The 20,442-nt window shown below is 48.8% G+C and carries 18 protein-coding genes; 4 read left to right on the top strand and 14 right to left on the bottom strand.

The features are described 5' to 3' along the window. Window positions 1-11 precede the first annotated feature (11 nt). From ACQY6Y_RS07625 to rpsO, 14 genes are all read right to left on the bottom strand, one after another. On the bottom strand, window positions 12-305 hold the full coding sequence (locus tag ACQY6Y_RS07625; RefSeq protein ID WP_428379742.1) for a stage V sporulation protein S: 294 nt from the start codon (window positions 303-305) through the stop codon (window positions 12-14). Window positions 306-406: 101 nt separating this feature from the next. Next, on the bottom strand, window positions 407-1,492 hold the full coding sequence (locus ACQY6Y_RS07620; RefSeq protein ID WP_428379741.1) for an ATP-binding protein: 1,086 nt from the start codon (window positions 1,490-1,492) through the stop codon (window positions 407-409). 10 nt (window positions 1,493-1,502) lie between these two features. Further along, a complete protein-coding gene (rny, locus tag ACQY6Y_RS07615) occupies window positions 1,503-3,065 on the bottom strand; it encodes a ribonuclease Y (protein WP_428379739.1) in 1,563 nt (520 codons plus the stop codon). Window positions 3,066-3,354: 289 nt separating this feature from the next. Continuing rightward, on the bottom strand, window positions 3,355-4,035 hold the full coding sequence (locus tag ACQY6Y_RS07610) for a regulatory protein RecX (RefSeq protein ID WP_428379737.1): 681 nt from the start codon (window positions 4,033-4,035) through the stop codon (window positions 3,355-3,357). Window positions 4,036-4,050: 15 nt separating this feature from the next. After that, window positions 4,051-5,130, bottom strand: a complete 1,080-nt coding sequence (recA, locus tag ACQY6Y_RS07605) for a recombinase RecA (protein ID WP_428379735.1) — start codon at window positions 5,128-5,130, stop codon at window positions 4,051-4,053. Window positions 5,131-5,285: 155 nt separating this feature from the next. Continuing rightward, the gene (locus ACQY6Y_RS07600; protein ID WP_428379733.1) at window positions 5,286-5,804 is read right to left on the bottom strand and encodes a CinA family protein; all 519 of its coding nucleotides are present in this window, start codon (window positions 5,802-5,804) and stop codon (window positions 5,286-5,288) included. A 1-nt stretch (window position 5,805) separates the two neighbouring features. After that, window positions 5,806-6,417, bottom strand: a complete 612-nt coding sequence (gene pgsA / locus ACQY6Y_RS07595; RefSeq protein ID WP_428379731.1) for a CDP-diacylglycerol--glycerol-3-phosphate 3-phosphatidyltransferase — start codon at window positions 6,415-6,417, stop codon at window positions 5,806-5,808. A 13-nt stretch (window positions 6,418-6,430) separates the two neighbouring features. Next, the gene (rimO, locus tag ACQY6Y_RS07590) at window positions 6,431-7,798 is read right to left on the bottom strand and encodes a 30S ribosomal protein S12 methylthiotransferase RimO (protein ID WP_428379729.1); all 1,368 of its coding nucleotides are present in this window, start codon (window positions 7,796-7,798) and stop codon (window positions 6,431-6,433) included. Continuing rightward, on the bottom strand, window positions 7,764-8,261 hold the full coding sequence (locus ACQY6Y_RS07585; RefSeq protein ID WP_428379727.1) for a YajQ family cyclic di-GMP-binding protein: 498 nt from the start codon (window positions 8,259-8,261) through the stop codon (window positions 7,764-7,766). Before ACQY6Y_RS07585 ends, rimO begins: the two co-directional genes overlap by 35 nt. A 48-nt stretch (window positions 8,262-8,309) precedes the next feature. Beyond that, window positions 8,310-9,746 (bottom strand): helix-turn-helix domain-containing protein, encoded by a 1,437-nt coding sequence (locus tag ACQY6Y_RS07580; protein WP_428379725.1) that lies wholly within the window; start codon window positions 9,744-9,746, stop codon window positions 8,310-8,312. Between the two features lies 1 nt (window position 9,747). Further along, complete coding sequence (locus tag ACQY6Y_RS07575) at window positions 9,748-12,255, bottom strand: DNA translocase FtsK 4TM domain-containing protein (protein WP_428379723.1); 2,508 nt, start codon at window positions 12,253-12,255, stop codon at window positions 9,748-9,750. A 4-nt stretch (window positions 12,256-12,259) separates the two neighbouring features. Then, a complete protein-coding gene (locus ACQY6Y_RS07570) occupies window positions 12,260-13,921 on the bottom strand; it encodes a ribonuclease J (protein ID WP_428379721.1) in 1,662 nt (553 codons plus the stop codon). Window positions 13,922-14,156: 235 nt separating this feature from the next. Further along, a complete protein-coding gene (locus ACQY6Y_RS07565) occupies window positions 14,157-16,355 on the bottom strand; it encodes a polyribonucleotide nucleotidyltransferase (RefSeq protein WP_428379719.1) in 2,199 nt (732 codons plus the stop codon). A gap of 125 nt (window positions 16,356-16,480) precedes the next feature. Further along, window positions 16,481-16,759 carry a 30S ribosomal protein S15 gene (gene rpsO, locus ACQY6Y_RS07560; protein WP_428379717.1) on the bottom strand — a complete coding sequence of 93 codons (279 nt, stop codon included), beginning with the start codon at window positions 16,757-16,759 and terminating at the stop codon, window positions 16,481-16,483. 291 nt (window positions 16,760-17,050) lie between these two features. Between rpsO and ACQY6Y_RS07555 the strand changes: the two genes are divergently transcribed. From ACQY6Y_RS07555 to ACQY6Y_RS07540, 4 genes are all read left to right on the top strand, one after another. Continuing rightward, the gene (locus ACQY6Y_RS07555; protein WP_428379715.1) at window positions 17,051-18,016 is read left to right on the top strand and encodes a glutamate ABC transporter substrate-binding protein; all 966 of its coding nucleotides are present in this window, start codon (window positions 17,051-17,053) and stop codon (window positions 18,014-18,016) included. A gap of 94 nt (window positions 18,017-18,110) precedes the next feature. Beyond that, a complete protein-coding gene (locus ACQY6Y_RS07550; protein WP_428379713.1) occupies window positions 18,111-18,770 on the top strand; it encodes an amino acid ABC transporter permease in 660 nt (219 codons plus the stop codon). After that, window positions 18,767-19,600 carry an amino acid ABC transporter permease gene (locus ACQY6Y_RS07545; RefSeq protein ID WP_428379711.1) on the top strand — a complete coding sequence of 278 codons (834 nt, stop codon included), beginning with the start codon at window positions 18,767-18,769 and terminating at the stop codon, window positions 19,598-19,600. The genes ACQY6Y_RS07550 and ACQY6Y_RS07545 overlap by 4 nt, the downstream gene beginning before the upstream one ends. 18 nt (window positions 19,601-19,618) lie before the next feature. Next, window positions 19,619-20,389, top strand: a complete 771-nt coding sequence (locus tag ACQY6Y_RS07540) for an amino acid ABC transporter ATP-binding protein (protein WP_428379709.1) — start codon at window positions 19,619-19,621, stop codon at window positions 20,387-20,389. The last annotated feature ends 53 nt before the right edge of the window (window positions 20,390-20,442 follow it).

The raw sequence follows: 20,442 nt of genomic DNA, 5'->3' as shown, positions 1-20,442 counted from the left end.
TACCGCCTCATTTATACGGATGATAAGGATCCTGGAGTGGGGAGTTTGTGTACGTAAACAGCAATACGAATGGCCGTTCTACTCTCCCCTCCTATTTCAATATCTGAAAAGGTTGGAGCACAGGAGATATCAATACCGGTAGGAATAAGAAAACCACGTGCAATGGCCATAGCCTTAATCGCTTGATTGACAGCACCCGCTCCGACACATTGCATATTTACCGGAACACCATCTTTAACCATGCCGGCAATCGCCCCGGCTACTGAGGCCGGTGAAGACTTGCTCGAAACCTTCAGAAAATCCATTACTATCTCCTGCAACGTTTTAGCTTCTTGACTGAAGTCATGTGTTGTATTTCATGATTGTACTGGTTTAGGCAGACATCTAAAGCTCAAGTACAAGTTCACTAATCCGGTTTATCAAGATCAAAGCTTACAAGAATACGATTTTTTGTAACGCGAACATGAGGAGCTGCCGAAAGGGATAAATAGTAACGATCTGCAAGATAGGAAAAATCCCGCTCCATCATGCGTGAAAATTCACCAAGATCGTCTGAAGAAACCTTAAGACCTCGCCTATCTTTCATAAGATCTACTTCGGCAGGAGTTGAAGGATCACTGCGATGCATAAGCCTTGCAAGCACGCTGCGCAGGGGCTTTATTTGACCAGAGAGGATACGATGAGCTGTTCTCTCAGAAATAACAAGGCCTAAAGATGCAGCAATTTCCATAAAATCCGAAGCGTCGGAGGCGGCATAGAGCCGTTCACATACAGGAAGTTCGGCAATATCATCAACAAACAGATGTCGGCTTTCATCATCGGGACGGCATCTATCGCGAAGAGTCGCTGCAATCTCAGAGGGTGAACCCAAATACACTTCACAGACCCCACGCTCTTCTACAGCAAACTCACAGCATGTCCTAACGATATTATGAGGCCCGCGAACGACAGAAGTCTGTCCATCGTCATCAGTTCCCACTGTCGGCCAAGTAGACTGATCTGCACGCTCAGAAAGCTTCGTCGCATCCGAAACAACACACAGTGAAGTACCCAAGCCGGGTGTGGAAGTCACAACTTTGGCACTTGAAACATTTTCCCTCACTGAGAAAAGCGCCATACCACGCCCATGCACACCCCAGCGATCGGTATGAATAGTTTCGAGCTTAGAGGTAACACGAGCATCAAAAATGCGATCCTGCATATGAGCGGGTATACCGTCTCCATCGTCGATCATTACCAGGGTGCGTGTGTTGGCATCACGAGTTGTTGCGACGAAAATCTTTCGCGCACGAGCATCACGCGCATTTCGTAGCATCTCAATTACCACATCTTCGATGCAGCGAATATCATGTTTCGCTTGACGGCGCTCAGCCTCAGCAACACGAAGACGAACAAAACCATCTCCGAGATTTTCTTCAACTCGGAGATTCTGCTCCCCTGTTACCGAAGCAACGAAGCCGAGCAAATTGCCGGCTTCGTTGTTAACAGCCATAATCGACTACCTACTTTGCAATATCGGTAGCACGAGACTCTCTGATGACAACAACACGAACTTGTCCGGGATATTCCATCTCGTCCTCAATTTGACGAGCAATGTCATGAGCAAGAACTGTTGCCTTGGCATCAGATATTTTCTCAGGCTCGACCATAACATGAAGCTCACGACCAGCTTGCATGGCATAGGTACGCTCTACGCCTTCGTGAGCATTTGAAATCTCTTCGAGTTTCTCCAGACGCTTGATATAGGCCTCAGCGGATTCCCTACGAGCACCGGGGCGAGCAGCGGAGATGGCATCAGCAGCCTGTACAAGCACATCCAGAACTGAGGAGGGCTCAACATCAGCATGGTGAGCCTCAATGGCATGAACAATTTCAGGACGCTCGCCATAGCGTCGTGCAAGGTCAGCTCCGATAACAGCATGCGGGCCTTCAACGTCATGATCGATTGCCTTGCCAATGTCATGCAAAAGACCAGCGCGTTTTGCAGGAGTTGGATCCAAACCAAGCTCGGAGAACATAATTCCACAGAGCTCAGAAACCTGAACAGAATGGAAAAGCACATTCTGTCCAAAGGACGTGCGGTAACGAAGGGCGCCAAGCGTCTTTACCAACTCGGGATGGAGATCATGAATACCAGCATCAAACGCTGCCTGCTCTCCAGCCTCCTGAACACGCTTATTTACAAGCTCTTCAGCCTTACGGTACATTTCCTCAATACGAGCAGGATGAATACGACCGTCAGCAATAAGATTTTCGAGAGCAACACGAGCAGTCTCTCGACGAACCGGATCAAAACTGGACAAAACAACCGTCTCTGGCGTGTCGTCGATAACAAGAGAAACGCCGGAAACCTGCTCGAAAGTCCTGATGTTACGACCTTCACGGCCGATAATACGACCCTTTAGATCGTCGGAGGGAATATGCACCGAGGTGACGGTAATCTCGCCTGCCTGATCTGCGGCACAACGCTGTATAGCAACAGACACAATCTCTCGAGCTGTCTTTTCAGATTCCGCACGAACTCGCGCCTCGGATTCACGAAGAATCTGAGCCTCTTCTTTAATTGCGTCTTTGCGAACTCGCTCTAAAAGTTCACGATGAGCGTCATCACGCGTAAGAGCACTGATTCGTTCGAGCTCAGCAGTCTGCTTTTGTTCTAGATCCTCAAGATCGGTGCGTTTCCTATCGAGCTGACCCTGCAGGCTAGAGAGTTGGTGTTCACGTTTATCCAGCGCATCATTACGCCTATCGAGAGACTCCTCGCGCTGCATAATACGTGACTCACGAGAACGAAGCTCACCTTTACGCTGCTCCGCCTCATCTTCTGACTCTTGCTTCAATCGAAGAATTTCTTCTTTTGCCTCGATAAGAGCTTCTTTTTTGGTGGTTTCAGCTTGACGAAGTGCCTCAGCGTGAATTTCTTTCGCTTTGTCTTCGGCATCGGAAATCTGCTGGACAGCATCCCGTACCTTTGTATTGCGTTGGCTTTTTGCCATTAAAGAAGCGCCAAAGGCACCGAGTGCTAGGCACACAATGCCAATGACGATAGCTAGATACGTATCCATTCGGTACTCCTTATTTACGAGTTCAGTAAGGTAGTTCAGGAGACCGACAGGCACAGCCCACCGGAACCCGCCATCGGGCTTTTTCGACCGCAGGCTAAAGGGCATGCAGATCATCTGGCTCGCTTGTAAAGAAACAAAAAGCGGCATATATAAGACGTCTGCCGCCAGGCGGCGGGCGTTGAGCTCGAATAGCCCCTTTATCGTATGGTTACAAAACGAACCTGTCAAACGAACAATGCGCAGCTAACAGACCGCATCATGAGAGATACCGATGCGGTTGTCTTAAGAACTAACGCTGGTCGTTACCCTCGATTTCTGAAAGCCGTCTTTCTACGGCGGCGCGAGCACACCCCATACGAAAACCACGAGACACCAGAAATCTCATGAGCTTTCCATACGCATCGCCACGTGGAAGAGATTTCCGTTCAAGAAGGGACAGTGCTCTATCTACTTCATTGTCCGGATCAATAAACTCTTCAGGCCATCCAGGAACATCTCCAAGTTCTATTCCTTTATGAGAAAGCTCAAGGGCAATTCTGCGTTCACCCCATCCAGCGGCTAGTTTTGTTCGAATATATGCCGAAGCAAATCGATCATTATCAATAAGACCACAGGAGAGCGCACGCTTAACAACGAGCTCCCTCACAGAAGAGGTGTAACCATTTCTTTTGAGTCGGTCATCGAGTTCTTTTGAAGAGTAATCTCGCCTACTCACAAGTGAGCAGACCTTCTCCCATGCGCATGATTCAGCACACCGCTTGAGCTCATAGAGAAGCTCGGCGCGTGAATGAACGTCGAGCGCCTTGGACTGCTGACGCAACATTCGTCCTACAGCCACAGGAATCGAAAGCCGTTCTTCCTCCGCAGAATCTGGTCGCACGATAAGAATTGCTCTCTGCGCAGGCTGCGCAGAGACATAGGATTTTCTATTTGGCAGCTCGCACGACCAATCAAACGATGAATGCCCCATGATGGTATGCCTTACTTAGTTATCGGCAACCGGAGTTCCCACTGGCTCATCATCGTCAAATTCCAGACCGCAAGCCTTACGTACTTTATGGTCAATCTCATCAAGCAGCTCGGGATTTGTGCGTAAAAATTCCTTAGCTGCTTCTCTACCCTGACCAAGACGCTCGCCTTCGTAGGTATACCAAGCACCAGATTTATTCACTATCTCGTACTCGACACCCATATCAAGCACAGAGCCTTCTTTAGAAATACCCATGCCATACATAATGTCGAACTCTGCTTGCTTGAAGGGCGGAGCAACCTTATTCTTTACGATCTTTACGCGAACGCGATTACCAACAATTTCGCCTGATTCTTTAATGCTATCAATACGGCGAATGTCCATGCGAACCGAAGCAAAGAACTTAAGCGCACGACCACCTGGCGTAGTCTCAGGACTTCCAAACATAACACCAATCTTCTCACGAAGCTGGTTAATAAAAATGCAGGTAGTCTTTGATTTTGAGAGCGAACCAGCAAGCTTGCGCAGAGCTTGACTCATAAGACGCGCCTGAAGGCCGACAGTGGTATCGCCTATTTCACCCTCGATTTCTGCACGAGGAACAAGAGCGGCAACTGAGTCTACAACGACAACATCTATTGCTCCCGAGCGAACAAGCATGTCACATATTTCAAGAGCTTGTTCTCCGGTGTCAGGCTGAGAGATGAGTACCTCATCTATATCAACACCAATACGAGCGGCATACCCAGGATCGAGGGCATGCTCAGCATCGATGAAGGCAACAACACCACCCATAGCTTGTGCTTCAGCAAGAATTTCGAGCGAGAGTGTTGTTTTACCAGAAGATTCGGGACCATATATTTCAATAATACGGCCGCGAGGAACACCACCGATGCCTAAAGCAGCATCCAAAGCGAGCGAACCTGTTGGGATAGCTTCAACCTCTAAGGCAGGACCACCATCACCAAAACGCATGATGGAACCCTTACCAAACTTCTTTTCTATCTCTGCGGTTGTAACGTCTATAACACGCTCGCGTTCTTCACCGGTTGTTTTTGGATGAACCTCTCGAACGTTGTTCTTGCTCTTTGCCATGGCGACTCCTTTTTCTCTGACTCCGTCAGCGTATACGAACAGACGTTCGTAGTCAACGACTGCTTTCGCCATGTTCTCAAAGCATTCAAACAAATGGCTGTATACGAACCCTCAACGTGACAACAATAATCTGTCAGACAGTCAACACGTGTTCACTACTCGTTTTCTAACGCCTGAAGAAGCAATTGAAGTGCATGTAATACTGCCTGTTTTCTCACCGACGATCTGTCACCTTCAAACAGACAAACCTCAGTTTGCGTTGAACCATGTGAACAAATGCCAAACCAAACCGTTCCAACAGGCTTTCCAGGCTCTGCACCTCCAGGCCCTGCTATACCTGTAGTGGAAACTGCAATGTTGCACTCCAAAACGCGGCAGGCGCCCTCCGCCATCTGACGAGCGCAATCACTAGAAACTGCACCGGGACCATCGAGTGTCTCCTGAAGAACTCCTAACACTGCTTGTTTCACTGAGAGGGCATAGCTCGTAACGCCTCCCAAAACGACCGCAGAAGACCCTGGTACAGCCGTGAGGGCTCCTGAAACCAGTCCTCCTGTACAAGACTCTGCAGTTCCGAGTGAGCAATCACGACTCAAAGCCTTGTGAATAACGTTTGCAGCAAGAGAAGTAATTTCTTCATCCGACGGCGTCGAAATCTCAAGATCGTTTTGCATGCTATTCCTCGGCAAGGTAATCCTTAGACTTTATAAAGTAATCAATGCCAGACCAGGCAGTAAGAATCATGGCAAGGTAAAACACCAAATCCAAACCAAACTTTATTGTTGCAACAACAGGTGAAGCAGGCAGCGCAAGCAAAAGCATATATCCACAAAGCGATAGCATCGTAGTTGCAGTCTTCCATTTGCCCAAGGTACCCGCGGCAATTACAGTTCCGCCGGAGGCGACAATCATACGCAAACCAGAAACAAGAAACTCACGTGCAACCACGAGAACAATAGCCCAAACAGGCACCACATCATAGGTAAGAAGCCATACCATACCCGTTACGACAAGGAGCTTGTCGGCAATAGGATCAATAAACTTACCAAACACCGTTACCTCTCCACGGCTGCGGGCAAGATATCCATCGACCTTATCTGTGAGAGAAAGCAACGCATAAAACGCAAATACAACTATTCCGCCGATACTCACTTCGCTTGTGCCTTGCACAGTGACTAATTCAGCGACTAACAGCCAAAGCGGAATGAAAACAATGCGAATGGTGGTAACAATATTCGCAGGCGTCCATTTAATACCACGCTTTGGTGCGGTTGCAGAAGACGTCAATGCAATTCCTCCCTTAGTCATCTACGATAACGCCGATAAGCTCGTAACAAAATGAATCTATGAACTCACACGTGACGACAGATCCAACCGTTGCCTCACCTGACTCAATGTGGACAGCGCCATCAGAATCAGGTGCTTGGAACCAAGCATGACCAATAAGCTCAATTCCATCGGAACCCTCTTCTACGCCATCAATAATGACTCGAGCTCGTTGGCCAACGTGTGCTGCTGTTGCAGCAAAACCCATCTGCTCGGAGAGATCCATAAGTGCCTGAGTACGCTCAAGCTTGATATTCTCATCAATTTGATCGTCCATCGTTGCAGCTCGTGTGCCATCTTCCTGTGAATAGGCGAAAACGGAACAATAGTCGAGCTGTTCACGTTCAAGAAAGTCCATGAGGGATTCAAAATCCTCATCGGTTTCACCGGGAAATCCTGCCATTGCTGTAGAGCGCAGCACCATCCCAGGTATTTCTGAGCGCAGTCGAGCAAAGAGAGCAGCGTATTCCTCAGAACTTCCCTTGCGTCCCATACGCTTCAAAACAGATGGAGAACAATGCTGAATGGGAATATCGATATATGGAAGAATTTCAGGCGTATCACGGATGGTCGCAATTAACTCATCAGTCATACCTTCAGGCTGGAGATAGAGTACCCGCACCCAGCCATGCACCTCACGCAGTTCATGAGCAACCTGACGCATCAATGACGCAAGAGTGGGTTTACCAGGTAGATCATGGCCCCAGATGCCTGTGTCTTGGCCGATAAGTACAATTTCTCGCACGCCACCGGCAACAAGCGCACGAACCTCTTCAAGAATCTCTGCAGCAACACGAGACTTATAACGACCACGGATGTAGGGAATCGCGCAGAACGTGCAGAAACGATCGCAACCCTCAGAAATCTTTACGTATGCACTCGCACCCTCAACAGTTCTGAGAGGATGATTCGGCAACAATTCATCTACTTCGGCAAAACTCCGAGGGGTACCCAAAACCTCTTCTACTACCGATACAATGCCGTCTTCTTCATCACTTTTTACAAACGCGGCAACCTCAGGAAGCTGTTCAGGCAAGTCATCCCCATATCGAGAAGGAACGCAGCCGCACATAACGATGGGAAGCTTGCGAGCGCCCTCTGCAACCTCTTCAGCAAGCTCAAGGGTGCGCTCAATACTCTCTGAAGTTGCACTCGCAAGAAAAGAGCACGTATTTATCAGTACGATACTTGCTTCCCGTACATCTTGAGCATCTTCAAAGCCAGCATCCCTCAGAAGCGCGCGCATGCGGTCGGTATCAACTTCATTTTTTGCACACCCGAGCGTCACATAGAGGACGCGCTGCTGATTAGCGATAGTTGACGAATTGGAGCGGTTGTCCATAATCCTTTTCCCTTAATGAAGCAATTATCGACTGCAAGACATCTTTGGAAGCTGAACTTACGCGCAGCTTATCTCCTTCAATAGTAGCTTTTGCTTTCAGCTTGAGGTCTCGGATATCTTTTGAAATCTTCTTGGCAGTGTCCTGGTCGATACCCTGCACTAAATGGCCAACAAGGCGCACGGAAGAACCGGCTGCAGCAACAGGATTGTCCCAACGCACAGATTTAAGATCAACCTTACGCCTTGTAAGACGAGTATTAAAAACGTCTACAACCTGCTGAGCAACAAATTCTGAAGGAGCGCTAATAGTGACAGTACTGTCGCCCTTAGCAAATGCAATTTGTGCTCCGGAGCCCTTAAGATCATATCGCTGAGAAAGTTCACGCTCAGTTTGGCGAAAAGCGTTATCAACTTCTTGAATATCTACCGTTGATACCACATCAAAGCTAGATTCTTTAGCCATAACTCCTACTCCTCCCCATGTGTGAAACGATTGATAAACTCTGCGTATCTATTCGTTTGTATTTTCATCTGACGTGGTGTTTGTTGTTTCACCATCAGATGAATCATTCTGTGAACTGGCATTATCAGTCTTCGAAGGTCCCTGAATAACCGCTGTTCCAATGCCAGACGCACGACTATCAAAGCTGACGTTTTTGCCGTTGCTTGTTACGGTCACTGCAGAGGTGTCACTCACCTGAATTGTCATACTGCCTGAAACGCTATAGGTTGCCTCCCAAGGTCCTGTAATAGTTTCAGCAATCTCACTCTGGCCACCATTGGTAATCTCAATCCAGGTAACCGAGCCATCCGCAACTGTTACCGTGACGTTTACTTCCTCAACGGATTCGTTTGATTTTGACGACGTATTTTGAGAGGCATTCGAATTCGATGCATCATCAGAGTTAGTGTCAGTATTTTGAGATGTTTGATCATCGTTCTCCTCATCATCGGTGGAAGGAGAAACCGTCTGCACTGAAACCGAACGATTTGTCGTTGGGGCAGGACTGGTGCACGCTCGTACTGACAACATAATGATCAGAATCAAAATGACAACAAGTCCGACAAGAACGGTAATGATAGCCCTGCGTGAATCCGAGAAATACGCCTGAAGCATTCCCACAATGCCGCTTCTTTGTGGCGCACGACGTTCATCTCTGCTGCGCAACTGACGTCTGCCAACATCGCTTCTTCTGCGTTGTACTCGTGGCCTCTCTGCCGGAGCAATATTTCGAGATGAACTACGACCCTGTCGAGTCGAAGCAGGTTGATAGGGCGTAGCGTTATCGTCATAGCGCAAATCATCAGCATACTGACGCGTGGCAACATCGCGCCTGACTACGGTATCGGTATACATCCTGCGCGATGAACGAGAGGTGCTTTCTGGGAGCTGATCGCGCATTCCCCTATTCCCTGAATCGTAGTGGGTATACGATCTTCTCTCTCGGCTGCGGTCGTAATTATACGAACCATCACGTGAACGTGAGGCATATGCAGCACTCCTCAACATCTGTCCGCGAGAACGAACCGAAGAAGTAGTGTCAAATTCTCCCGTATCTCCAAGAATCGGATTGTCTGGCAACAGATGCGAAGGCTGAGGAAGATTTGAAGGGGTGCGCAGAGGCACTTCGTAGGTTGGATCCGATGAAGATCCTCTACTAGCACGAGCACGGCGTCTTAAGTCATGCGAAGAAACACCGTTGGTGTATTCATAGAGATCCTCTTGGAACTGGTCAACAATCTGGCGAGGATTGAGACCTAGATAACGAGCATACGAGGACAGCATTCCCTGAGCATAGCCGCTCTTGGGAATGGAGCCGAAGTCTCCCTCTTCAAAAGCAACAAGGACCTGGACCTTGAGCTTAAGCACTGAGGAGGCTTGCTCGATGGTCAGGCCAAGCTGCCTGCGCCGCTCGATAAGCATTTCGCTAAAGCGTGGACGTGGCACGCTAGTCTACCTCCCGATATGCCGCATCAGCGGCACGAAGTTCTTCCAATCCATCAGCATCGATAAGCACCTCTCGTGGCTTTGAGCCGTCTGGAGGACCCACGATGCCCTTATGCTCGAGCATATCCATAATTCTGCCCGCTCTAGCGTACCCCACCTTGAGCCGTCGCTGGAGCCCAGAGGTAGAACCTAGCTGAGAGTCCACAACTATTTGTGCAGCCTCCCATAACAGCGGGTCATCATCCTCTGCAGCCTCATGTGTTGAACCCGGATGGCCAGGGGTTACAGCAGAAAGGATATCCTCATGATAATCAGCCTCATGGCGCTCTTTTATATAAGCAACAACAGACTCAACCTCGCGTTCAGAGACATAACATGCCTGAGCACGCTGAGGACGGCGTCCACGAAGTTTATAGAGCATGTCGCCCTTACCCAAAAGCCTTTCAGCACCTGTTTGGTCGAGAATAATACGCGAGTTGAGGCTGTTATCAACAGAGAGGGCAACACGGTTGTCGATATTTGCCTTGATAAGACCTGTCACAACATCTGCTGAAGGACGTTGCGTGGCAACAATAAGATGAATACCAGCAGCACGTCCAAGCTGTGCAATGCGCACAATTGAAGCCTCAACATCTTTGCCAGCAACCATCATGAGGTCGGATAACTCGTCGATGACAATGACAAAATAAGGCATATGCTTGGGAGGGTTTTCCATATCCGCAAGTTTGCCATCTTCAAGCTGGTGGTTAAACGACCGGATATCACGCACCTTATAGTGCTCGAACACTTTAAGGCGCCTCTCCATCTCAGTAACGCTCCATTGCAATGCTGAGGCAGCTTGTCGTGGCTCGGTTACCACAGGAACATAAAGATGCGGCAAGCCAGCATAGAAGGTAAATTCAACACGCTTAGGATCCACCATAATAAGGCGCAGATCCTCAGGCGTTGCCCTCATCAGCATGGTCATAACAACACTGTTGAGCAGAACCGATTTACCTGAGCCAGTAGTACCTGCCACCAACAAGTGCGGCAGACTTGCAATATCTACAACCACAGGGTTGCCTTCTGAGTCACGTCCAAACGCAGCCTCCAAGGGTCCACCCGTAACATATGGCAAGACATCGCCCAGATATACCGGCTGTGTTGTAGCATTGGGAATCTCAATACCTACAAGAGACGTACCAGGAATGGGAGCAAAGATTCGGACCGACTTAGCAGCAAGAGAAAGAGCAATGTCATCCTGTAGGTTGGTGATCTTATTTACGCGCTCACCTTCGCCCATTTCAATTTTAAAGGTCGTAACTGAAGGACCAGATACCCAACCAACAACACGGCTTGTAAGGCCAAATTCTTCAAGGGTGTCTTGGAGCTTTTGAGCAGTTGTTGTTAGTTGCTCTGATGTAGCTGCGCTCGACGCTGAATCAGGGTTGACCTGCAACATAGTAGCCGGCGGAAGAGAATCATCTTCAGGAGCGCTAGCCGGTACAGGCCGAGGCAGAGATTGAGAAGAAGCCGATTGTTTCTTCGTCTTCCTTTTAGCCTTCGGAGCGCTTTCAGCCTTTGTATTAGAAGCTGACGAAGCTACTCGATTCGACAAAAATGCTGGAACCACTGCCCCGTTATCCAGAGGCATTTGTTCTCCTGGAGAGATCTGACTCTCCTCTTGAGCTTCAATGTCAGCTGGCAAAGAAGCAGATTCATCTTGGCGATCGTCATGAGCCAAAACGCGCGTCTTGTCGGTTTCAGACGGTCTCCGCAAAACAGAAGTTTTTCTCGCTCCTAAGAAACTGGTTGGCATCTCTTGTTGCGTCTGACGAGTACGACGAGCTGGTTGGCGAACCACTTCTTCCTCATCGGCAGCATCCTGCATTTCTCGCAATTCACGCTGAGCTGCCCTGCGCTCACGGCCATCCTCCAGCCGAAGCTTGAAATGAAGTACAGCGTCAGACACTGAAAAACCGCATACAACAATACCGGTTAAGATAAGACCAACTAAGACTACCAGCGTTACAGGGCGGCCTAACAACGTTAAAAGCAACCAAGCGATACCGCCGCCAACAAAACCTCCAGCATGCATGGCAACTGACTCAGAAAGCACTATGTTAGGTGCCGTCTCTGCTGAAGGTACAAGACAAGACAGCATAGCAAGCACCGCCATTACGACGATGGCAAGGCCAAGCGCTACCCTACTTGAAACAAACCCACCAGTTGGGGCAAAGAAGGTAAGCGCAAAGACAAACAGCGCCACGGGCACCAAAACAGCACCAGCACCAAAACCCAGAGAGAGTCCCTGTGCAAGCGCATGAGTAACCGGAGCTCCTGTAGGCGATGCCAAGGCAAATCCCATTGCAACAGCAATGACCGCCAGCAGCACTCCCGCAATATCGTTGCTTAAACCAGTGGCATACGATTGACGGGCCGCACGGCCTGCCGATGCTGCCCTGCCTTTCGCTCCTGTGTTTTTAGATTGTTTTGATCGTGCTGCATTTGAAGTGCGTTTTGCTGCCATCCGGTTATACCTCCATGACAACCGGGATAATCATTGGTCTTGTATGCGTTTGTCCCCAAAGGAAGTTTGAGAGACAATTGCGAACTGTTTTACGGAGCGAATCAGCGCTCACACCGGAACCAGAGACGTTCGCAATAGCCTCTTTAACGGCATCTGAAGCATCAGAGATAAGCGCATCATCGTTTGCAAAAGAGACACCACGGCAAGAGATATCAATTTCACCAACTTTGCGCGCCCTGCTGCTCACGGTAACAACGCAGGTAACGATGCCATCTCGTGCAAGCTTTTGACGGTCGCGTAAGACTGCTGGTTCAGTGTCGCCAATTCTCAAGCCATCGACATAAACAATGCCTGATTCAACCGGCTCACCACGACGTACTTTTCCGCCACGCATTTCAAGAGTGTCGCCGTTATCAACAACAAAAATATGGTCCTCTTTCATGCCCATTTCTTGCGCAAGCTTGGCGTGCGCACGCAGGTGCACTGCCTCGCCATGTACCGGCATGAAATACGTTGGATTGGTCATAGCGAGCATGAGCTTGAGCTCTTCTTGGCTGCCATGTCCTGAAACATGAACAAGTGCATTGCTCTTGTCGTAGATATCGCATCCAATGCGTGAGAGAGAATTGATAATGGCCTGTACTGACTTTTCATTTCCTGGTACCGGAGTTGCAGAAATAATGACCGTATCACGAGCAGTAATAGTGAGCGACTTGTGTTCTCCATTAGCCATACGAGCAAGAGCAGAAAGCGGCTCACCCTGGCTGCCTGTACAGAGAACCACGATTTTATCGTCAGGAATATCGTCAATCTCAAAAGCATCCACGATGTCTTCGTTGGACACATGTAAATACCCTAGCTCACGGGCAATTTTGGTATTTGTAACCATGGAACGACCGGTTACCACAACCTTTCGCCCATATGCCGTGGCACAATCGCACACCTGTTGTAAACGATGAATGTGACTCGAGAAAGACGCAACGAAAACACGGCCCTGCGCATTTTTAATAATGTGACGTAGAGCAGCGCCTACTGCAGCCTCAGACTGTGTAAACCCAGGACGCGTAGCATTGGTTGAGTCTGACATCAGCAGGTCTACGCCCAGACTACCAAAGAGATTAATAGCGCGATAATCTGGTGTTACCCCATCGATGGGGGTCTGGTCGAGCTTAAAGTCTCCTGTATGTAATACCGTTCCCTGAGGTGTGCGAATGAAAACGCCCAAAGCACCTGGAATTGAGTGTGTCATAGAGAAGAAATCGACCCCAAAGCAACCCAAATCAAGGTGAGCGCCATCATTAACCTCACAGAGCTTTGGAGAACGAATTCTATGCTCAGAGAGCTTTCCTTCGATAAAGCCAAGCGTCAATGAGCTTGAATAGATTGGCACTTTGTGCACTAAATCCTGCAGAAGATACGGAAGTGCACCGGTATGATCCTCATGACCATGCGTAATGATAATGCCACGAAGCTTGTCCTCGTTCTCTAAGACATATGTGTAGTCAGGCAGGACAAGATCGATTCCGGGCTGATCATCATCGGGAAACATCAAACCTGCATCAACAAGCAGCATATCGTTTCCGCATTCGAAGGCGGTCATGTTCTTACCAATGCCGTCCAAACCGCCAAGCGGAATTATTTTGAGAGGTGGTTTTTTTCTCGCCATTGGTCTCCTTTCAAACTCGATAGCCATCTATACAAATCACGACGGCACCATACCGTCGACCAATTCATAGAAAGAGAAGCTTATCTATTTTACCCAAGCACGGGAGAGATGTTGGATGCTTCATAGGGTACACACCCCATTCGCATGACTTATATAAACAGAGCCAGAACCCTTATGGATTCTGGCTCAACTAAATCATGTAAAAGCAATTCTTACATGGAGTTGCTAAACCTTGTTATGCCTCATGATGACGGCGACGAGGTCTACGTCCTTGATCTCCAGGACGGCGATTATGTCCGTCCTTGGTGTGACCATGATCGTGATGATGTGTGCTCTCCGGTGCTACTGGCTTATCGAGACGATCAAGGCTGATCTTGCCCTCTTCATTGACATCGATAACGCGAACTTTAACCTCGTCACCAATGTTGAGAACATCCTCAACTCTATCGACTCGACCCTGTGCCACACGAGAAATGTGAATCAAACCATCTTTACCCGGCATGAGACGAACAAAAGCACCGAATGGCTTTATCTCGACAACAAGTCCCGTATATTCTTCACCAACCTCAGGGCCCTTGACGATGACTTTAATACGGTTGCAAGCTTCTTTACAGGCAGCAGCATTTCCTGCTACGAAAACAACGCCATCCTCTTGGATATCAACGGTAGCGCCAGTCTCTTCCTGAATGCCACGAATAACCTTGCCACCCTTGCCAATAACATCACTGATCTTATCTGTTGGGATAGTGATGGTCTTAATCTGAGGTGCAGAGTCTTTCGTCGTAGAGCGAGACTCTGGAATTGCTTCGAGCATCTTGGAAAGAATGAACATACGGCCCTCATGTGCCTGATGCAGAGCCTGGGTCAGAATCTCGGGCGTCAAACCAGTGGCTTTATTGTCCATCTGCATGGCAGTAATACCGCGTTCGGTGCCCGTTACCTTAAAGTCCATATCACCCAAGAAGTCCTCAAGACCCTGAATGTCAGTCAAGACAACCGTCTTGCCTTCTTCCTGAATGAGACCCATGGCAACGCCGGAAACCGGGCGCTTAATAGGAACACCAGCATCCATAAGAGCAAGCGTAGAACCGCAGGTGGATGCCATAGAAGAAGAACCGTTGGACTCCATTACTTCAGAGACAACTCGAATGGTGTAAGGGAAATCTTCCTCGGAAGGAATAACTGGTAACAGAGCGCGCTCTGCCAAATTGCCATGACCAATCTCACGGCGCTTTGGCGAACCCATACGACCGGTCTCACCGGTGCAGAAGGGCGGGAAGTTGTAATGGTGGATATAGCGCTTGCCTTCAACTGGCTCAATAGTGTCCAGGCGCTGCCATTCATTCAGCATGCCCAGCGTACAAATCGAAAGAACCTGTGTCTGTCCACGCTGGAACAAACCGGAGCCATGAACACGAGGCAGATAATCAGGCTTTACCATAAGTGGACGAACCTCAGTGGCCGTACGACCATCCACACGCTCACCAGTCTCAACAACCATAAGGCGCATAGCGTGTTTCTCGAGCCCCTTGAGTTCAACTGCGATAGCACGGGACCACTCTGCCTGCTCCTCCTCAGAGAATTCTGCACGAATGGCTTCTTTGAGCTCCTCTACCTTACCAATACGGCTTTGTTTATCGGCATCTTTAAGAGCGGCAGACATCTCATCATAGTGAGCAAAAATACGGTCATGTACCTCAGCAATTGGCTCATCGAGTACATATTCACGCTGTTGAATAGGACCATTTACCTCTTCAACTTTTGCGAAGAAATGCTTCTGCTCTTCGCAGAAAGCAGCAATTGCTTCCTGACCAAAGGCCATGGCAGCAAGCATGTCTTCCTCAGAAATTTCTTCTGCGCCCGCCTCTAACATGGAAATAAAATCAGCGGAACCTGCAAGCTCAAGATCAAGATCAGAGTTTTCACGCTCATCGTAGGTAGGGTTGACCACAAACTCGCCGGTTTGCTTATTACGACCAATGCGCACGCATGCAAGCGGGCCCTCAAAAGGAACGCCGCCAACGGTAAGGGCAGCAGAAGCGGCCATTACACAGATAGTATCGACAGGATTGACCTGATCAGCAACGAGAGAGGTTGCAACAACCTGAACCTCATTGCGGAAACCATCGGGGAAGCTCGGACGCAGAGGACGGTCAATCATACGTGCTGTGAGCGTAGCCTTCTCAGACGGACGAGCCTCACGCTTGAGATAGCCGCCCGGGATGCGCCCTACGGCATACATCTTCTCAATAAAATCTACCGTCAGAGGAAAGAAGTCGTAATCCTTACGCTCCTTGGAAACTACTGCGGTAAGAAGAACAGTAGAATCGCCGCATTTTACAAGACAAGCACCGGTTGCTTGCTTGGCGAGTTCACCTGTTTCAAGGACATAGTGCTTTCCGTAGAGGTCGAACTCGTGTGTAACTTTTGCCATTTCTTTTCCCTTATCTCCGTCTGCCCCATTGCAGACGGGCCGTCTTGGCGAATGAAATCGCCACTCACACAACAGGTGAGCAAACCAAAGAAGGGCGCCCGCAGGCGCCCTTCCAAAAGAACCATTTACTGAATGTTATCGCGAATGCTCAGGCTCTTAATAAGGGCACGATACTCCTCGATGTTACGTGCCTTAATGTAGGAGAGCAGACGACGACGCTTACCAACGAGCATAAGCAGGCCACGACGGGTGTGGAAGTCCTTTGGATGAAGCTTCATATGCTCGGTGAGGCCTTTGATACGCTCAGTAAGAAGAGCAACCTGGACATTTGCAGAACCGGAGTCCTGAGCATCCTTACCATACTGGGCAACAAGCTCAGCCTTACGCTCCTTAGAAACTGCCATGATAACCACCTTTCATTCAAATTCGCCTCAAACTGGGAGACCGTCGGGCAGACGGCAAGCCTCCAAGTACGAGGTACCAACCCGATGAAGTTTACCACAGAGCTCGCCATCTCTGTACTGTCGCAAAAAATCCATGAGACACACGTGTTTTTTTACTGTCCCTCATGAAATCATAGAAATCGTATAGGAGATTCCTTTCAGGGTAAAATAAGCAAATCATAACGATGCTTATCTTCGTACAATGCATCTTAGAGCCGTGCTTGTCGTTGGCACGAACGAAAGGAGTACTGAATGAGTACTGTACATACCTTCCCCACCATGAGCAGGCGAGGCTTTTTAGGTGTTGCAGCCAGCGCTCTTGCTTTGGGCTTGGCAGGCTGCGATGAAAGCGCCCCTACCGATGGCGCAGAAACTGAAGCTTCGGAGGAAGTAGCCCTTGATACCCAAGCTTATGACGACCTTATTTCCCAAGGCGCTGTTGCCGACGATGCCACTATTCAGGCTAATACATGGGCAAACGCTGTGCGTGAGGCAGGTAAGCTTCGCGTTGGCGGCGTACAAACTTCCATGCTTTTCTCACTGCTCAATGAGGGGGACGGCAAGACTCGCGGGTTTGACGCAGGCCTTTCCCAGCTATTAACTCGTTATATTTTAGGCGATGAGAATGCACAGGAAATTACGCAGGTAACATCAAATACACGTGAATCTGTCTTGCAAAACGACCAGGTAGATTGTGTTTTTGCAACATATTCAATCAATGATGACCGTAAAAAGGTTATCTCCTTTGCTGGTCCTTACTACACTTCCCAGCAATCGATCCTTGTTATGGCCGACAATACCGATATCAACTCGGTAGACGATCTTGCTGGCAAGACAGTAGCTGCACAGTCTGGATCTACTGGCCCCGGCATTCTTGAAGAGTATGCTCCTGATGCAATTGTTCAGGAATTTGCAACAGACGAAGAAGCCCGCAGTGCACTTTCCCAAGGACGCGTAGAGGCTTACGTAATTGATACTGCCATGCAGTTAAGCAACATGGCGCGCAACCCTGGACGCTATCGTATTGCTGGTGACCAATTTGGCCCCGTTGATAATTATGGCATCGGGATGCAGCTTAACTCTGATGGTGTTGCTTTTGTTAATACATGGCTTCAAAGCATTGAAGATGATGGCACTTGGGCAGAGCTTTGGGAGATCTGCATTGGCAACCGTGCAGGAATCGAAGATGTTCCAGAGCCTCCAACCATTGGCGCGTAACCTGTAACACAACAAACAGCGTTATAGTTAGCCCATCCGGAGTCGCGTGGCTCAAAAGGCTCTGGATGGGTTCTTTCATGTAAAGGGAGGTGCAATGGGACTTTCTGAACTTCTTTCCACATACGGTGAGAAATATCTGGAAGGACTTCTCACCACCTGGCAACTCACAGCCATTTCTTTTGTGTTTGTGATGTTGCTAGCAGTAGGTATTACGATTATGCGTGTCTCTCCCTTTAAGCCATTGCGCTTAGCAGGAGATATTTACGTCCAAATTTTCCGTAATATTCCTGGCGTTGCTTTGCTCATTTTGATTGCATATGCCTTGCCATACTTACGCGTCGTGCTTGATTGGCGCATGTGCGTAATTGTGACAACTGTTCTCTTAGGCTCCGCCTTTGGATCAGAAAACTTTATGAGTGGCATTAACACCATCAGTGTTGGTCAAATAGAGGCTGCGCGCTCCCTGGGACTTACCTTTACCGGCATCCTTCGTAAGATTGTTATCCCACAAGCACTGCGCACAACCGTTCTTCCTATGACCAACCTGCTTATTGCAGTCATGCTTACAACAGCTCTTGGCTCACAGGTACCACTTTCCCCTCAGGAGCTCACTGGTGTTGTTTCATATGTCAATACGCGAGCAACCGGCGGAATTCTTGCCTTTTTAATCGCAGCTCTCGGCTATGTAGGCACTGCTCTTGTGATCAGCGTTATCGGCAACCGTCTTGACAAGAAGGTGAGGATCCTCCGATGAGTACAAAATCTCGGGCAAGCCTCTCGATGCGCGATGCACTATATGAAGCTCCTGGCCCTAAAACTCGTAAAAAGGTAATTATTGGAACTATCCTCTCTGCAATAGCAATTGTTATCCTCTTTGCACTTGTTATTCGACAGTTCTATATCACCGGACAACTCTCCCCCAAATATTGGTCGCTTTTTTTGAGATGGCCTACGTGGCGTTTCTTGCTTCAGGGCTTTGCTGGAACAGCTAGAGCAGCACTCACCGCTGGAGCAATCGCTTTAGTATTAGGTTTGCTACTCATGCTCGGTAGAGTGAGTCAAATAAAGCCTCTCTCGATGCTTTGTCGAATTATTACCGACTTTTTCCGCGGAGTTCCGAGCCTTCTGCTTATTTACTTTTTCTTCCTTGTGGTACCTCAATATGGTATTAAGTTGTCCGCATTTTGGATGCTGACGCTTCCAGTGTCGCTCGCAGCCTCAGGTGTTCTTGCCGAGGTATTTCGCGCTGGAGTAAATGCAGTACCTAAAGGTCAAACCGAAGCCGCTGTCTCGCTTGGCCTTTCACGCCATAAGACCATGATGAAGGTCATACTTCCGCAGGCTATTCGATATGTCATCCCCTCACTTATCGCACAGCTTGTGGTAGTAGTAAAAGATACAACGGTCGCCTATGTTGTGAGCTATCCCGACCTTATGCAAAATGCACGCGTTCTTATAACAAGCTATGATGCGCTCGTTTCAGTCTATCTTGTTGCTGCGGTTATCTATATTTTGCTTAACTTTGCAATCAATAAAGCAGCCGTCTATATATCTGAGCGGACCGGCGCAAAAATTATTCGTTAACAGGGACTCGGAGGAGCTATGTCTGAAAAGAACGAGAAGGTCGAAAAGACCCCCGTTATCGAACTCCGTCATGTCGATAAGTACTTTGGGGATTTACACGTACTCAAAGATATTAATCTCTCAATAGATAAGGGCGAGGTAGTCGTTATCATTGGCCCGTCTGGCTCAGGCAAATCAACTCTTTGTCGTACAGTAAACCGTCTCGAGACCATCGACTCGGGCGAGATACTTATTGAAGGAACCCCTCTTCCTCAGGAGGGTGCTGAACTAGCCCATATGCGTTCTGAATTGGGCATGGTATTTCAGCAGTTCAATCTGTTCTCTCACATGAGCATTGTTGAAAATGTCATGCTTGGCCCTGTTGAGGTACTGCATGTACCAAAGCAAGAGGCACGCGATCGCGCCATGGACTTGCTTGCACGCGTTGGTGTTGCTGAACAAGCGGAAAAAGTGCCTGCACAGCTTTCGGGTGGCCAGCAGCAGCGCGCAGCTATCGCACGATCACTTGCTATGCATCCTAAAGCCATGATGTTTGATGAGCCAACCAGTGCTTTGGATCCCGAGATGATTAACGAAGTGCTCGATGTCATGGTCGAGCTTGCGCGCGGCGGTATGACTATGCTCGTAGTAACGCATGAGATGAACTTCGCTCGTCGCGTTGCCGACAGAGTAGTCTTCATGGCGGACGGCGCCATTATAGAAACTGGTAAACCAGAGGAGTTTTTCTCACATCCCTCCAGTGAGCGTGCGCGTGAATTTCTTGATTCAATTAAAGGTCACGAGCATTAACCACGCAGTTTCACACTACTCAAATGTCCTTTTCTATTCATCACTGAAGTATC

The organism is Olsenella sp. Marseille-QA0557 (genome assembly GCF_965119725.1).
Classification (GTDB): Bacteria; Actinomycetota; Coriobacteriia; order Coriobacteriales; family Atopobiaceae; genus Coprovicinus; species Coprovicinus avistercoris.
Note: the sequence above shows the minus strand (reverse complement) of the source record. Positions and strands in the feature narration are given on the sequence as shown.

Bases quoted from the DNA above. Each gene is read 5' to 3' on its own strand.
- ACQY6Y_RS07575 (WP_428379723.1), bottom strand. From the start codon at position 12,255: ATGGCAGCAAAACGCACTTCAAATGCAGCACGATCAAAACAATCTAAA.
- ACQY6Y_RS07555 (WP_428379715.1), top strand. From the start codon at position 17,051: ATGAGTACTGTACATACCTTCCCCACCATGAGCAGGCGAGGCTTTTTA.
- ACQY6Y_RS07620 (WP_428379741.1), bottom strand. From the start codon at position 1,492: ATGGCTGTTAACAACGAAGCCGGCAATTTGCTCGGCTTCGTTGCTTCG.
- rimO (WP_428379729.1), bottom strand. From the start codon at position 7,798: ATGGACAACCGCTCCAATTCGTCAACTATCGCTAATCAGCAGCGCGTC.
- ACQY6Y_RS07585 (WP_428379727.1), bottom strand. From the start codon at position 8,261: ATGGCTAAAGAATCTAGCTTTGATGTGGTATCAACGGTAGATATTCAA.
- ACQY6Y_RS07600 (WP_428379733.1), bottom strand. From the start codon at position 5,804: ATGCAAAACGATCTTGAGATTTCGACGCCGTCGGATGAAGAAATTACT.
- recA (WP_428379735.1), bottom strand. From the start codon at position 5,130: ATGGCAAAGAGCAAGAACAACGTTCGAGAGGTTCATCCAAAAACAACC.
- ACQY6Y_RS07565 (WP_428379719.1), bottom strand. From the start codon at position 16,355: ATGGCAAAAGTTACACACGAGTTCGACCTCTACGGAAAGCACTATGTC.
- ACQY6Y_RS07540 (WP_428379709.1), top strand. From the start codon at position 19,619: ATGTCTGAAAAGAACGAGAAGGTCGAAAAGACCCCCGTTATCGAACTC.
- ACQY6Y_RS07625 (WP_428379742.1), bottom strand. From the start codon at position 305: ATGGATTTTCTGAAGGTTTCGAGCAAGTCTTCACCGGCCTCAGTAGCC.
- rny (WP_428379739.1), bottom strand. From the start codon at position 3,065: ATGGATACGTATCTAGCTATCGTCATTGGCATTGTGTGCCTAGCACTC.
- ACQY6Y_RS07545 (WP_428379711.1), top strand. From the start codon at position 18,767: ATGAGTACAAAATCTCGGGCAAGCCTCTCGATGCGCGATGCACTATAT.
- rpsO (WP_428379717.1), bottom strand. From the start codon at position 16,759: ATGGCAGTTTCTAAGGAGCGTAAGGCTGAGCTTGTTGCCCAGTATGGT.
- ACQY6Y_RS07610 (WP_428379737.1), bottom strand. From the start codon at position 4,035: ATGGGGCATTCATCGTTTGATTGGTCGTGCGAGCTGCCAAATAGAAAA.
- ACQY6Y_RS07550 (WP_428379713.1), top strand. From the start codon at position 18,111: ATGGGACTTTCTGAACTTCTTTCCACATACGGTGAGAAATATCTGGAA.
- ACQY6Y_RS07570 (WP_428379721.1), bottom strand. From the start codon at position 13,921: ATGGCGAGAAAAAAACCACCTCTCAAAATAATTCCGCTTGGCGGTTTG.